This is a genomic window from Nostoc sp. (assembly GCF_035638895.1).
Lineage (GTDB): Bacteria > Cyanobacteriota > Cyanobacteriia > Cyanobacteriales > Nostocaceae > Nostoc.
Genome location: NZ_DASQZC010000488.1, coordinates 1 through 14,131, shown reverse-complemented (window position 1 = coordinate 14,131; position 14,131 = coordinate 1). Strand labels below are relative to the sequence as shown.

The window sequence follows — 14,131 nt, the reverse complement described above, 5'->3', positions numbered from 1 at the left end:
TCATGCAAACTACGCAACTGGTCAGCAACAGCCTCGACGAAACGTGGCGACTCTACTAAATCTCCAAAAATTTCAGATATACTGAGCAATGGTTTGGGGTCTAATTCGCTCAAGCTGGCGCGTTGAATGAGGATGTCTGCTAATGGGTCATCGATGGGAATAGGTTGTCCCTGTTTATCATAACTAGTAAGGTATTGACACCAAGCCGCAATCGTTAAACTTAAATAATTGCTCGCGCCTCCAAGTTGGAATTTATCGCGGAGCGATCCCAAAACAAACTTAGGAATTTTGGCTGATCCATTCAGGCACAGGCGTGGCAGCTGATCGCGAATTTTGGGATTGGAAAACCGTTCAATTAGAGTCTTTTTATAATCGTCTAAATGAATCCCTGGAACGGGTTGGAGCGTTGGTGTTACCTCGTCCATCAACTTAGCGACCGCTTGCTCAAACAAAGGATCAGCCATGACTTCATAAACGTAGCTATAACCTGCCAGAGAGCCAAGATAGCCAATCAGCAAGTGACTGGCGTTGAGCAACCGAATTTTCATCATTTCGTAGGGATGAACATCGTTAGTCATCTGTACGCCAACGGATTCCCAATCTGGTCTGCCTGCACAAAAGGTATCTTCGATTACCCACTGGATGAAAGGCTCCGTCACGCCTGGAAATGCATCATCAATACCAAACTGTTCCGCCACCATTTTGATATCTGCTGGGGTTGTCATCGGAGTAATGCGATCGACCATGCAGTTGGGAAAGGCAACGTATTCAGCAATCCAACGCCCTAACTCTGGATCGCGGATTTGAGCAAATGTCGTTAGCATTTTCCGTACCGTATTACCGTTGCCCTGTATGTTGTCACAGGATAGTACAGTAAAAGGTGCTAACCCCTGTTGACGGCGCTTTTCGAGTGCGGCACTCAAAAAACCGTATGTCCCGATTGGTTGGTCAGGATGGTGCAAATCGTGCTGAATCGTTGGGTGGTTCACGTCAAATTCACCACTTCCTTCGATATAGTAGTAGCCGCTTTCAGTAATTGTTAGAGTCACAATTCGGCATTCAGGGTTGGCCATTGCTTCAATAACTGCTTGACGATTGTCTGGTGCAAACAGGTATCGAGTGATGGAACCGATAATTCGAGCGCGATCGCTTTCAGGCGATCGCTCAACTAAGGTATACAAACAATCTTGGGACAGCAGCGCATCTCGCATCCGCCTGTCATAGTCATAGTCTAGCAATCCAACACCACAGATTCCCCAATCACTACCAGGATTTTGATGGAAATAATTATCGAGATAAAGCGCTTGGTGCGATTTATGAAATCCACCAACCCCAATATGCACAATTCCATTAGTAATTTGATGGCGATCGTACTTGGGTACGGGCACGTTTCCAGGTAAATGAGATAGGGATGCTTGATTCAGCTTGATTGTTGAGCCGGTGCTGGTATTGCTGTTCATTATTTATTAACTGTTAAGTGGTGACGGCGAGTTTTTAAAACAGCTTCACCCTGTAAGTCAAACAGATGGCAAAGCTCGCCGCTAATGTGGATAGGAACAAGATCGCGCAACTGGCTGGAATTATCTCCGTCTGTTTGCACTACTAGAGTGTCTCCCCCCTCAATCTTGACATACAGATAGGTTAGCCCACCCAGTCGTTCCACAACTAACACTTCGCCATTCACGCTTGGATTATTGCGATCGAGTCGCAGGTGTTCGGGGCGAATCCCCAATGTAGCTTGATCTCCAACCGACAGCTTTCCAGGCTTTACGGGAATCGTCACACTGGCCTCACCAGGAAGTTTGACAGTTATACCAGAATCATTGACGGCTGTTACTGTTACCGAAACAAAGTTCATCTTCGGTGAACCAATAAATCCGGCAATAAATAGGTTACGGGGATGGTGGTAAAGTTCTAGTGGTGAACCCACTTGCTCGACAATGCCGCCCTGCAACACTACAATCTTGTCAGCAAGTGTCATGGCTTCGACCTGATCGTGTGTCACATAAATCATTGTGGCTTGCAAGCTCTCATGTAAGCTAGCAAGTTCAATCCGCATCTGCACACGCAAAGCTGCATCTAGGTTTGACAGTGGTTCATCAAATAAAAACACTTTGGGATTGCGAACCAAGGCACGACCGATCGCTACCCGTTGGCGTTGTCCTCCCGATAGTTCTTTCGGCTTGCGGTTTAACAGTGGTTCCAGTTGGAGGACACGAGCGACTTCACGCGCCCTTTCATAACGCTTGGCTTTTGGCATACCTGCAAGACGGAGGCTAAACGCCATATTCTCTGCTACGGTCATGTGAGGATACAAGGCGTAGGTTTGAAATACCATTGCCAACTCACGTTTATCTGGAGGTACATCATTCACTACCTTTCCATCAATTAGCAACTTGCCGGAGGTAATTTCCTCTAGTCCGGCAATCATGCGGAGCAAGGTTGATTTTCCACAACCAGATGGGCCGACGAATACCACAAATTCGCGATCGCCAACATCAAGATCGATGCCTTTGATCACCTCAGTATCGCCATACTGTTTATGTATATCTCTTAAAGCAACTGTTGACATAGAACTTTCTGTTAATGAGTTTCAGAAAAGCAGATGATTATTTCACAGCACCAAACGTCAGACCCCGGACTAATTGCCGTTGACTCAGCCATCCGAAGATTAAAATAGGCGCGATCGCTAGGGTTGATGCTGCGGAAAGTTTTGCCCAAAACAATCCTTGAGGGCTGGAAAATGAGGCAATAAATGCAGTTAAAGGAGCGGCATTAGCCGTTGTTAGGTTGAGGCTCCAAAAGGCTTCATTCCAGGACAAAATAATTGAAAGCAATGCGGTAGAAGCGATTCCAGGTAATGCCAGTGGCAGTAACACATGAATCAGTTCTTGCTGCGTGTTTGCCCCATCCATGCGATCGGCTTCTAAAATGTCTTTGGGAACATCTTTGAAAAAGCTGTAAATCATCCAGACAACAATTGGCAAATTAATCAGCGTGTAGATAATAATTAAACCGATGCGGGTATCTAGCAAACGAGCGTTACGACACAAAATGTAAATCGGTACTAACACGCCAACGGGTGGCAGCATTCTAGTAGAAAGCATCCACAGCAAAGTTCCCTTAGTGCGTTTGGTTGGGAAAAACGCCATCGCATAAGCGGCAGGTACGGCAAGTAGTAGCGCGAGTATGGTCGATCCGAGTGAAACCGCCACACTGTTGAGTGCATAGCTGAAATAGTTTGCTCGATCTTGAATCGCCACATAATTTTCTAGTGTTGGCTGGAAAAATAGCTGAGGAGGAGTTGCAACCGCCGCCACCTCAGTTTTAAAACTAGTGAGAAACATCCAGAAAATCGGGAAAAACAAGCTGCAAGCGACAAACCAACCGAGCAAGGTAAACAGCAAGCGCTTCAAGGTTTTATTTGCCATCGTTATGTATCCAAATTACGAGCAACACTACGCATCAGAAAAATTGCCACGATGTTGGCAAGAACTACCGCGATTAATCCACCGGCTGAGGCACCACCGACATCAAATTCCAGCAAGGCTCTCAGGAAAATGTAATAGGCAAGGTTAGTGGTTGCCACTCCGGGGCCGCCACCTGTAGTAACAAAGATTTCTGCAAAAATAGTCAAAAAGAAAATCGTCTCGATCATGGCGACTACGGCAATGGCGCGGCTCAGATGCGGTAGCATGACGAAACGAAATAGAGCGATCGCATTTGCTCCATCCATCCGGGCTGCTTCTAGCTGGTCATGATCTAACGACTGAATCGCTGTCAATAAAATCAACAGAGCAAAGGGAAGCCACTCCCACGAAACAATGATAATGATGGCAAGCAGGGGAAAATCTGCAAACCAATCGATCGCCCCCAAACCCAAACTTCTTGTAAATTGAGCAAACAGTCCATTTACTGGATGCATCAGCATATTCTTCCAGACTAGGGCGCTGACTGTGGGCATGACAAAAAACGGAGAAATCGCCAGCACCCGCGCAATCCCTTGACCATAAAAGTCCTGGTCAAATAGAATTGCCAGGAGTGTGCCTAGACTAATTGTGATCACCAGAACCGACACAACCAGAATTATTGTGATGGCGATCGAAGTCCACAGCGCTGAGTCAGTTAGGATGAACGTGAAATTTTCAATCCCAATAAATTTGCGTGCGTCTGGATTAAGCAGGTTATACCTCTGAAAGGAAAACCATAGCGTCATCACCAGAGGTACAATCATCCACAGCAGCAAGACAATCACAGAAGGCGCAACCAGAGGTAAGGTTGATGCTTGCCGCTTTGTTCGTTGCCTAGTGGGTGGCGTTTCGTGGTGACGCTTTACAGCTACTGAAGAAGACATAGCCTAATGAATTTTGGATTTTAGATTTTGGATTTTAGATTGTGAAAGTTTTATGAGCGGACATTGGCTTTGGTTGCCCATAGGCTGTGTTTTCTTGCCTTCCCCGTCAGATTTAGATCCCCCCAGCCGCCGTTAAAAAGCAGGGGGGAGAATTCAGTCAAAGTCCCCCTTTTTAAGGGGGATTTAGGGGGATCTCCGGCTTTAAAAACATAACAACCCCCTTTTCACTCGATATATCCGGTGTGTTTCATAAACCGTTCAGTTGAACTCTGCGATCGCTCCAACGCCTGATCGACCGAAAGGCGATTGGTCAACGCTGCTGCCATCGTTTGCCCCACCGAAGAACCAATCGCCTGAAATTCGGGAATATCCACATATTGAATACCCTTGTAAGGCGTTGGTTGTGCGGCTGGACGGCTAATATCGGCAGATTGGATCGACTTCAGCACAATCGAAGCAAAGGGTGCAGCTTTTTGATAGTTGGGATTGTTATAGGTGGAAGTCCGCGTACCTGGTGGTACACCAACCCAGCCACTTTGGTCAGCCACTAATTGAATGTATTCTTTAGAGGTTGCCCAAGCAACAAACTTTTGAGCAGCTTCGGGAGATTTTGAGGTTTTTGGAACTGCTAATGCCCAAGCCCAGAGCCAATTTGAGCCGTTTGGATATCTCTCAATTGGCGCACGGGCAAAGCCAACTTTATCATAAACTTGAGATTCTTTTGGATTGGATAACAACCCTGCGGCAACGGTTGCATCTACCCACATCCCGCATTTACCCGTTGAGAATAGCGCCAGATTCTCATTGAATCCATTGGAACTCGCACCCGGTGGGCCATATTTGTTGAGCAAATCGACATAGAAGGCGATCGCTTCTTTCCAAGCTGGAGTATTTATAGTAGGTTGCCACTTCATATCAAACCACTGTCCGCCAAAGGTGTTGACCAATGTGGACACAAATCCCATGTTTTCGCCCCAGCCAGGTTTCCCGCGCAGACAAACACCATAAACTCCATGCGCTGGATCGTGAACCTTACTCGCCCATTCCCTAATTTGGGGATAGGTTGGTTGTTCGGGAACCGTAATCCCTGCTTTTTCAAACAAGTCTTTCCGGTAATACAGCATGGAACTCTCCCCATAGAACGGCACGGCATAGAGTTTGCCGTTGTTAGAAAGCCCTTCTCGGATGGGTTTTATCAGGTCATTCACATCATAACTTGCGGGTAGATCCAATGGTTTTAACCAATCCCGTCTCGCCCAAATCGGCGTTTCATAGGAACCGATTGTCAAAACATCGAATTGTCCACCCTGGCTAGCAACGTCTGTGGTAGTGCGTTGGCGCAAGACGTTTTCTTCTAGGACAACCCACCTCAGTTGAATATTTGGGTTGGCTTGTTCAAAATTGTGGGAAAGCCCTTGCATCACTACCATGTCGCCATTATTGACAGTAGCGATCGTCAGTCTGGTTTTCCCTGCTGCTTGCGAACCCGCACAGGCATGTAGTAGTTGTGCCAGCATCACTCCAACGAGGAATGAAACCAAGATTTTAGCGAAGCGAGGCATACGCATCGCACTGCTCCTTTAGTATTAAAATCATAATATAAGAAAATGATTTTATGCTCTACTATTGGGCAAAGTCCCAATAATTGAATCATACTAGCTCATCTTAAATACTGAACACTTAAACACTATTTGCAACATATATTCACAAGGAGTTGAAAATATGACAGCTAAAGCAAGCTATCACTTTGCTGGCAAGACGATTTTGATTACGGGCGGGGCTGGTGATATTGGTCGAGCTACCGCACAGCGTTTTGCCGCAGATGGTGCAGGTGTAGTACTCCTAGACTTGAACGAAGCGAAGATGGCAGAGGTTACTCATGAATTAGAAGTTTATAAAATTCCAGTTCTTAGCTTTCGCTGCAATGTTACCGCTTCGGAGGATGTTGCTCAAGCCTTTTCTGCTGCTGTAGAGCAATTTGGACGAATCGACTATGTTTTTAATAATGCGGGTTATCAAGGAGTATTTGCCAAAACTGACGAGTATCCTGAGGAAGATTTTCAAAAGGTCATTGACATTAATGTTGTCGGAGTTTTTCACGTCCTCAAGGCGGCGGCACAACACTTACGCAAATCGGGTGGAGGAGCGATCGTTAATATGGCAAGCTATGCAGGAGTGGTTGGCCCTCCAAATATGATCGCTTACTCAGCCTCAAAGTTTGCCGTAATTGGCATAACTCAAACAGCAGCGAAAGACTTGGCTCCCTACCACATTCGGGTAAATGCGCTCTCGCCTGCGCTGATTGGCCCTGGTATGATGTGGACGCGGCAGACCGAATTGCAGGCAGGTGTACGATCGCAGTATTTTGATGCCGATCCTCAAGTAGTAGAGCAGCAAATGATTAATTCAGTACCAATGCGGCGTTTGGGGAGCCTTGAAGAGGTTGCCAACAGTGTGGCATTTCTTATGAGCGAGGAGGCAAGCTACATTACGGGCTTTAATTTAGAGCTTACTGGTGGGCAATAGGGAAAAGGGTATTGCCAAGTTAGTAATGTTGTCAGCCTCCAGGATTATTACTGCAATGTTTTGCTGCGCTTGAGTTTATTTCAGACCACTTTTATTAACGTAGAATGTGATAACGTATACATAATCTTTTGAGCAAAAAATCCATCTTTGAGCAGATACTCAAATAATTTATCTACTCTTTGGGGGATGCATACTTCCTATAGGTGCAATATGAAAGAACCCTTCTTAGAGCGTGGCTTGTCCCTCCGGACTCGCAAGTTAGACCAAGCAGCACACGCAGCTTGGCTCTACTACATTGCTGGAAATACACAGGAAGAGATTGCCGCAAAGCTGAAGGTGTCCCGACAGGCGGCACAGCGTTTGGTTGCACTAGCGGTGAGTGAAAAACTGATCAAATTTCGGCTCGATCATCCCCTGAGTGAGTGTATTGCTCTAGCTGAATCGCTAAGAGATAAATTTGAATTATCACTGTGTGAAGTGGTTCCAAGTGATGCAGGGAGCGGCGATAGCTTCAACGGGCTTGGCGTATGTGCTGCTACTCACCTAGAGACATACCTTTTTGCTAAAACTCCAACAATTTTGGCATTTTCCACCGGTCAGACTTTGCGATCGATGGTGGATCAAATCCCATCCATGAATCAACCTCAGCATAAGATTGTCTCAATAGTTGGGAATATGTCTCAATATGGGCGTGCAGGTCGTTATGAAGTGGTGATGCATTTGTGCGATCGCGTTGGTTCCCAAGTATATCCAGTTCCGACTCCAGTCGTAGCGACCAGTATTGAAGAACGAGAACTCTTGCAGACTCAGCGATCGTTTATCACCGTAAAAACCCTTGCGGAGCAAGCGAAAGCGACCTTTGTTGGTATTAGCCAAATTGGTTGGAATGCACCGTTACACCAAGACGGATTTATTAATGACGATGAAGTGACCCAATTAATTGAACTGGGGGCAGTTGGGGAAATTGCAGGTTGGGCATACGATCGCCAAGGAATCTTGATTCAAGGTGCAACTAATAGCCGAGTTGCCGGTGTCCCGCTCGAACAAACTGCTCAACGGCTGATTATCGGTATCGCAGGAGGTGTGAAAAAAGTAGAGTCAATTTTGGCGGCTCTGCATGGCAAGTTGATCACGGGACTGATCACTGATGAAGTTGTCGCCCAAGCTATTCTTGACAAAATCTGATTTTTCACACCTACTGTTATCAGCATTACAATAGCCCGATCAGATCGTGCATCCGCTCGATAACTTGCCCGGCACCAGCCGACTCAAGAGCATCTGCACGGCTTTTTCGTTCATCCTCGCTTACATGAGTTCCCCCTACATAACCGATAATCTGCCCAATTCCAGCAGCAACGGCAGCTCTTACCCCACTGATAGAATCTTCAACTGCCACGCAAAGAGAAACTTCAACTTCCAGACACTTCACTGCGTATAGATAGATGTCAGGAAGGGGCTTTGGCCGCCCAACGGGGAGAGAGTCGTGGGCGCTAAATATCTGCTCACTTGGGAAATAATCGGTTAGGGCAGCAGAAGTAAGGCAAGCATTCAGGCGCTGGAAGCTGCTGTTACTTACTAATGCATATTCAAATCCGTCGTCGCGCAGGTAAGAGAGAACTTCAGGCGTTCCTTCAGTTGCCTTGGCTTTTACACTAAGCCGTTCTATCGCTCTCTTTTCTTCCTCAGCCACTAGCCTATCAATATCTCCCTCATTAAGAGTAGTTAATGAGTCTGGATATATCTTCTTGAGTATTTCCCTGTAAGGTTTCCCTGCGAAGTTTTTAACAAAGTCCCCAAGCTCATAGTATTGAGCGCCAGCGAATTCATGAGCCACTTCATTGGTCAGCCTCCAAGCGCTCTCAAGTGCTATGGTTTCACTATCAACGACAGTTCCATCGTGATCGAAAAGTATCACCTTATCATGCTGAAGCGGTTTCATTTAAAAGGCCTCCCTCACTGTAATTTTTAAGCGTAGCTAATAGTCCGTGGGTCTGGATATCGAGCATTGCTTGGTAGCATTCATCATCTACTACCTTTGTATGTTCGCAATTTTCCAATCCCAGAATGCCGCTAATCACTGCACCTTCTTGAATCGCTGTAACTGCGCTTTGGGTATCCTTAGCATGATAAGGCTGACCAGACTCGCTCGCCGCCTCTCTGACTGCAAGAAGCCACGCCGCAACGGGAAGTATAATCCGCTTCATGCTGACCTTTCGGCTGTAAGCATCCTGAAGTATGGGAAATATATACTTGCCTACCTTCCTACAGGTTTCTGAAGAGATTCTCTCAGTAGTATCAGGAAGAGCCTCGTTACTCAGCCTTAGTAATACCTGAGCCATATATTGTTCACACATGTGACGAGGCACGGGTGTCGCTGCTGCGATATCGTCCATCAGAAGCCGGGTAAATAAGTGGAATTCCGGTTGCCTGATTGCCTCATGCATATACTGTATACCTGCTCTTACAGCTAAACAGGCTACGAAGGAGTGGACTGCATTTAAGAATCTCGACTTCATATATAGAAAGGGAGTGATGTCGTTAGTCATAATGACCCCCGCATCTTCCCATTTGGGGCGATCGCCTGTGAAGTTGTCCTCTACGACAAACTGCCAAAATGGTTCCGTTACAATAGGGGCGCGATCGCGCACCTGCAACAGCCGGTTGGGATAGTTATAGTCAGATTCTTGCTCTTGAGGCACAATCCTATCTACAACCGTATTCGGAAAGGTCGCGTTATCCCTGATGTATTCTGCAAGAGTCGGATCAATCAACTCAGCATAAGCTAGCACTGCTTTTCGCAGGATTTCCCCGTTTCTTGGGAGGTTGTCGCAAGAAAGTGTGGTGAAGGGGGTCATGTTGCGATCGCATCGTCGGCGTAGCGCCTCTACTATAAAGCCAATAGCAGTGGTTGGACTGGAAGGATTTTGCAGATCGTGCGCGATATCTTCATTCGCTGTGTCGAGATTAAAATTCTTGTCTAGATGGTAGCCCCCTTGAGTAATTGTCAGAGTCACCAGATGCACAGAGGGAGACGCCATCTTTTCCAGCACATAGTCCCACTTCTCTCTACCATTAACGATTTCCCTGATAGAACCGATAACTTCCGCTTCCTCACGATTTTTAGCGCAACTAGAGTGTTTGGTCAAACTGTAAAGGAACCTCTGGGGTTTTAACATCGTAATGGTGCGTTGGCTCTTGAGGCTAACTCCACAAATCCCCCATCTCTGCTCTGGTGAACCCTTTTGTGCAAGATAGTTATGTATTATGTAAGCGAGGTGGCCCCTAAAAAAACGACCTGGGCCGAAATGGACGATACCAGTATTAAGCGCTCTCCTATCGTAAGGAGACTGTTCCCCCCACAAACCAGTTATAGTACCGAGGCGATGACTTGAAACACTGGGCGGTCTGAGTAAGTTAACCATTAGACTTCTTAATTAAATAAGTGGATAATCAGGTAAAAACAGTAGGTCAATCTAGGTGTAGCTAATGACCTACAAGCGGCACAAATACCTTAAAGTACGAAAATTTTAGGCACACTTTATTTATGGCATCCACAAGGAAACCTTTAGCTACAGGATAAGTATGGTGCAACAGAAAATAAAGAAATCAGGTGAAGCTAATTAAGTGTTAAATATCAAGTAGTAAAACATAGTTATTTACTCCTTAAAAACTTGAAATAAAAGGTCATGTTTTAATAAACTGCGGATGTCGTTTTTTGTCCAAGTCTATTCTTTAGATGAAAATCAGAGCCGGAATATTATTCTGACTTTCTGCTCTTTGGATTTATTTTTGTTTTACTTGTATTGATAATTTTCCTATAGGGATTTACTATTTCAATGATGCTTAAATAGTAGCCAGCCTCGATACTGTAATCCCCTGTCTATAGGTTTAAACTACAAGCAACCTTAAGGACGATTATCGTGTTAAATAGTTATGTCTATCGGAACACGATAGTTATTTATTTTCAGAGTAATTATACGCTCACTAATATTGGCTTAAGATTTCAGTTTTCTTTCATCTGTAGATTTGCATAGGTTAGCTGTAAAAGCTTCAGCAATAAATAATTGTTGCTGAAGCTTTTCCATAGTTATTTTTGGAGTTACAGCTTTATGAGTTATACCTCCCAAGATTAGTAACTATGTGCCAACAATGAGCGTCAGCACATACTTATTAACATACTGAAAATTTTATCGCGCTTTGGTATTAAGACAATATTTTAATATGTAATTAAAAGTAGTACCTGCTTATGATCGCTTTCACAACGGTAAATAAAAATATCACAAAATCCAAAAGGAGCTAGTCTACAAAAGCGCTATCACATAGGCAGTCGCCAAAGATAAATCAAAAATTAATAAACGCTTGTCATATTAGAACGATAGACGGCTTACCATAAAGTTCCTTTTAGAGAATACTAAGTAATACTTGTGCGTGGTTGTGGCTACGAATAATTTAGGATTGCTGTAGTTACATGATGAATTTAAAAACTTGTGATTGATCAAAACAATAATATTGGCGTCATTTGTCAGAATTCAATTAAATATTATGTTTATGTCCGAAAATATAGACAGCGACACCAGAAACCGAGTCCACGAATGTCTGGATAAACTGCGCGCACCCTCAGCAATCATAGATTTGGTGGTCAACTTTTATAGTGAGAGTCTGAATGGAAACTGCAATTAATTTTTAATAATAGGTTATGGTTTAGCGTTGGCGAGGCTGCTATTTCTGCTCCATAAGACGATACCAACTTAACATCAATCAATATTGACATATTTTTTGTTGTTCATCTGTCCGGTTTCGCACATTGAGCGTATAACCGCAATGCTTTTATCAAAGCCCAATATATCTAGTTGCAAGCTAAAACATTGGGTTCGTTCGCGGAGCATCTCGTAAAGCCTGCGGCATAGCTTCTCTACGAGAGGCTACCGCGAACGCTTAGGGCGCAGCCTCTCGTAGAGAAGAGCGGATGGTTTCTCAAAATTTAGCCTAAAAACCTCAATCAAATTTTGCCCTTCAAAACTCTTTAGGTTTTGAGAGGCAAACGCCACTTTAAAAACTGGTAATACTCAAATTTTTATTGGTTGCGATCGACTCCTGACTCGTAAACATGACTTTGTATTTCTTAATCAATTCAAATATTTTCTCAGTTTAAGAAGCACGTAGTGACCTTACAGCCTTGGAAGCAGAAAGCCCATCGGCTTTTAGCCGTGGGGATGCCAGTCAATACGGTTCGGTTAACTGAAGGAACTTTCAATGCTTGCAACCTCAAATTCATCGTGCATTTATGCAACGCCAAAGCCAAAAGTATTGAAACAAAAGGGCGGGACGCGTGCTTAGGAGCCTTGCAAAAATAACTTGAACAATTCTGATGGGGAAGTTAAGCTCACAAGTCGTTCCAGATTAAATTTGTACAACTTATTTTTACATGATGCCTTAGTTCTTTGCTAACTCCCTAACCTCAAGTAGTTCTCGCTTTAAAAGCAGCGTCCCTAATTCTTTGCGTTGGCCCTTTGAGTCAATGAACGCAAACCGAGCCTGCGCTGCATATTGGCAAGGGTGACTGTAGCGCAGTTGCACCCCACGAAACTCGTAAAGCTTTCCTCTGATGAGTCTTTTTGGCTCAACCATGTATAGTACCTTCCTTTTGTTGAGTGATTTGTTTTACTTCATCAATCGCTTCAATCAATTCTCCCAAAACATGAAAAGCATCTTCAATGTAGAGATAATTCGTAGTTGAGAAATAAAGAGAGGATTGAATTCGTCGATAATTGTGACTACTTTAAATAAGCCGTAGGGTACATTTTTGTAGAATCGCCCGAATCTCTGATGTTGTCAGTTTAATTTCTATTGTTATTCTCCTGATCATTTATAAAAATTATCTCTGCTGATAGTAAGACTTTCTCCCAGCAATGAAATACCCAAGAAGGCGGAAAAAGTTACCAGCATAATTCCCAATACGGTTCATTGAAGCCCGGATTTTTCCCCTGCTCTATTCGCTGGCAGCGTTTATCTGCCTACTGTTCAGTATAGCGACGCGGCGTATAAACCCAGATATTACCATCGCTGCGCTTGATGGTTCGGGTTTTTGTGGAACCAACGAGAATAATTGTCCGCATATCAGCGCTTGTTGGTGCTAACTGGTCAAGTGTAATCACTTTTACCGCCTGTCCTGGTCTACCGAGATTCCGCGCCAACACGACTGGGGTATCCGGTGTTCTATGTCGCAGCAAAATATTTCTCGCTTCTGCCAGTTGCCAGGTACGCTCTTTGGAAACAGGATTGTAGAAAGCAATTACGAAATCAGCCTCAGCAGCAGCAGCAATTCGTTGTTCGATCGCAGACCAAGGTTTCAAGATGTCAGACAGGGAAATAGCACAAAAGTCATGTCCAAGGGGCGCACCAATGGCTGCTGCTGCTGCCTGCATAGCTGAGATGCCTGGTGCTACATGAATGTCGATAGTGTCCCATTCAGGTTTGGCATAGCGATCGCATACTTCAAAAACTGCTGTTGCCATTGCATAGATACCGGGGTCGCCAGATGAAACTACAGCTACATATCGCCCAGTTGCGGCCAAATCAAGGGCCATTTTTGCCCGTGCTTCTTCTTCCCGGTTGTCGGACTCATGCCGTTGCTTGCCATCAGCCAGAGAACCAACTAAATCTAAATAAGTTTTATAACCCACTAGGTCAGTTGCCGACTTGAGTATCTCCCTCACTTCTGGAGACATCCATTGCGATCCACCAGGGCCCGTGCCAATAATCGCTAACCGTCCGCGTGGTTGACCGATGATGTTGAGGTCAATTGGTTGAGGGGCAATGGCGATCGCTATGTGGGGAGATGAAGAAGATAGAGGGGATGTACCTGTAGCTGCGATCGCTACTGCTTGGGCGGGGCTATAACCTTGTGATAACAGACTTTCTAGCTGATTTGGGGTAAAAAAGCGGGCAGGCACTCCCAAGGCGCTAGCTACGGCGTGGATTGCGGGATCGCCTGCGGCGGTGATGGGTGCAAATATCCCGGCGACTGATGCTTTTTCTAGTTTGGCATCAGCTAGTAGCTGCTGTACTAAAGTGACTGCATCATCAATGATGTCAGTAATTGCGATCGCGATCGTTGCTGGGTGGTAGACAAGGCAGTTGGCTGTAGGAGCCACCAAACGTTCCGTAACTTGAATGGTCAAATCTCCCTGTGGATCTATGGGCAGTTTACTATGGCTTAACCAAGGCGCTACTCCTTCTAACTTGACTTTT

Annotated in this window: 12 protein-coding genes; 3 read left to right on the top strand and 9 right to left on the bottom strand. The window is 45.1% G+C overall.

The window, feature by feature from the left end:
• The 5 genes from VE944_RS24585 to VE944_RS24565 all read right to left on the bottom strand — a co-directional run.
• Window positions 1-1,460: mannitol dehydrogenase family protein (locus VE944_RS24585; protein ID WP_324983252.1), on the bottom strand; the 1,460-nt coding region annotated here is incomplete at its 3' end.
• Window positions 1,460-2,572, bottom strand: coding sequence for an ABC transporter ATP-binding protein (locus VE944_RS24580; RefSeq protein ID WP_324983249.1), 1,113 nt, complete (start codon window positions 2,570-2,572; stop codon window positions 1,460-1,462). The genes VE944_RS24580 and VE944_RS24585, both read right to left, overlap by 1 nt.
• Window positions 2,573-2,609: 37 nt before the next feature.
• Window positions 2,610-3,431 (bottom strand): carbohydrate ABC transporter permease, encoded by an 822-nt coding sequence (locus VE944_RS24575; protein WP_324983246.1) that lies wholly within the window; start codon window positions 3,429-3,431, stop codon window positions 2,610-2,612.
• A 2-nt stretch (window positions 3,432-3,433) separates the two neighbouring features.
• Window positions 3,434-4,354 (bottom strand): carbohydrate ABC transporter permease, encoded by a 921-nt coding sequence (locus tag VE944_RS24570; RefSeq protein ID WP_324983244.1) that lies wholly within the window; start codon window positions 4,352-4,354, stop codon window positions 3,434-3,436.
• A gap of 224 nt (window positions 4,355-4,578) precedes the next feature.
• Window positions 4,579-5,922 carry an ABC transporter substrate-binding protein gene (locus tag VE944_RS24565; RefSeq protein ID WP_324983241.1) on the bottom strand — a complete coding sequence of 448 codons (1,344 nt, stop codon included), beginning with the start codon at window positions 5,920-5,922 and terminating at the stop codon, window positions 4,579-4,581.
• Window positions 5,923-6,076: 154 nt separating this feature from the next.
• Here VE944_RS24565 and VE944_RS24560 point away from each other — a divergent pair, with 154 nt between their 5' ends.
• Both VE944_RS24560 and VE944_RS24555 read left to right on the top strand, forming a co-directional pair.
• Entirely contained in the window at window positions 6,077-6,880 is an 804-nt protein-coding gene (locus VE944_RS24560) for an SDR family NAD(P)-dependent oxidoreductase (protein WP_324983238.1), read from the top strand.
• A gap of 210 nt (window positions 6,881-7,090) precedes the next feature.
• Window positions 7,091-8,065: a sugar-binding transcriptional regulator gene (locus tag VE944_RS24555; protein ID WP_324983235.1), complete on the top strand. Its 975-nt coding sequence runs from the start codon at window positions 7,091-7,093 to the stop codon at window positions 8,063-8,065.
• A 25-nt stretch (window positions 8,066-8,090) separates the two neighbouring features.
• Here the strand turns inward: VE944_RS24555 and VE944_RS24550 are convergent, their stop codons facing one another.
• Entirely contained in the window at window positions 8,091-8,795 is a 705-nt protein-coding gene (locus tag VE944_RS24550) for an HAD family hydrolase (RefSeq protein ID WP_324983232.1), read from the bottom strand.
• Between the two features lie 4 nt (window positions 8,796-8,799).
• Window positions 8,800-10,302 (bottom strand): mannitol dehydrogenase family protein, encoded by a 1,503-nt coding sequence (locus tag VE944_RS24545; RefSeq protein ID WP_324983230.1) that lies wholly within the window; start codon window positions 10,300-10,302, stop codon window positions 8,800-8,802.
• Between the two features lie 1,740 nt (window positions 10,303-12,042).
• Here VE944_RS24545 and VE944_RS24540 point away from each other — a divergent pair.
• Entirely contained in the window at window positions 12,043-12,234 is a 192-nt protein-coding gene (locus VE944_RS24540) for a hypothetical protein (protein WP_324983228.1), read from the top strand.
• A 79-nt stretch (window positions 12,235-12,313) separates the two neighbouring features.
• Here VE944_RS24540 and VE944_RS24535 read toward each other — a convergent pair whose 3' ends face one another.
• Entirely contained in the window at window positions 12,314-12,508 is a 195-nt protein-coding gene (locus tag VE944_RS24535) for a hypothetical protein (RefSeq protein ID WP_324983226.1), read from the bottom strand.
• Between the two features lie 386 nt (window positions 12,509-12,894).
• Window positions 12,895-14,131, bottom strand: a 1,237-nt coding sequence (cobJ, locus tag VE944_RS24530; RefSeq protein ID WP_324983225.1) for a precorrin-3B C(17)-methyltransferase, incomplete at its 5' end; no start/stop codon positions are given.

Excerpts from the sequence above, each read along its gene's own strand:
- VE944_RS24575 (WP_324983246.1), bottom strand. The coding sequence starts at position 3,431 with ATGGCAAATAAAACCTTGAAGCGCTTGCTGTTTACCTTGCTCGGTTGG.
- VE944_RS24580 (WP_324983249.1), bottom strand. The coding sequence starts at position 2,572 with ATGTCAACAGTTGCTTTAAGAGATATACATAAACAGTATGGCGATACT.
- VE944_RS24555 (WP_324983235.1), top strand. The coding sequence starts at position 7,091 with ATGAAAGAACCCTTCTTAGAGCGTGGCTTGTCCCTCCGGACTCGCAAG.
- VE944_RS24545 (WP_324983230.1), bottom strand. The coding sequence starts at position 10,302 with ATGGTTAACTTACTCAGACCGCCCAGTGTTTCAAGTCATCGCCTCGGT.
- VE944_RS24565 (WP_324983241.1), bottom strand. The coding sequence starts at position 5,922 with ATGCGTATGCCTCGCTTCGCTAAAATCTTGGTTTCATTCCTCGTTGGA.
- VE944_RS24570 (WP_324983244.1), bottom strand. The coding sequence starts at position 4,354 with ATGTCTTCTTCAGTAGCTGTAAAGCGTCACCACGAAACGCCACCCACT.
- VE944_RS24535 (WP_324983226.1), bottom strand. The coding sequence starts at position 12,508 with ATGGTTGAGCCAAAAAGACTCATCAGAGGAAAGCTTTACGAGTTTCGT.
- VE944_RS24560 (WP_324983238.1), top strand. The coding sequence starts at position 6,077 with ATGACAGCTAAAGCAAGCTATCACTTTGCTGGCAAGACGATTTTGATT.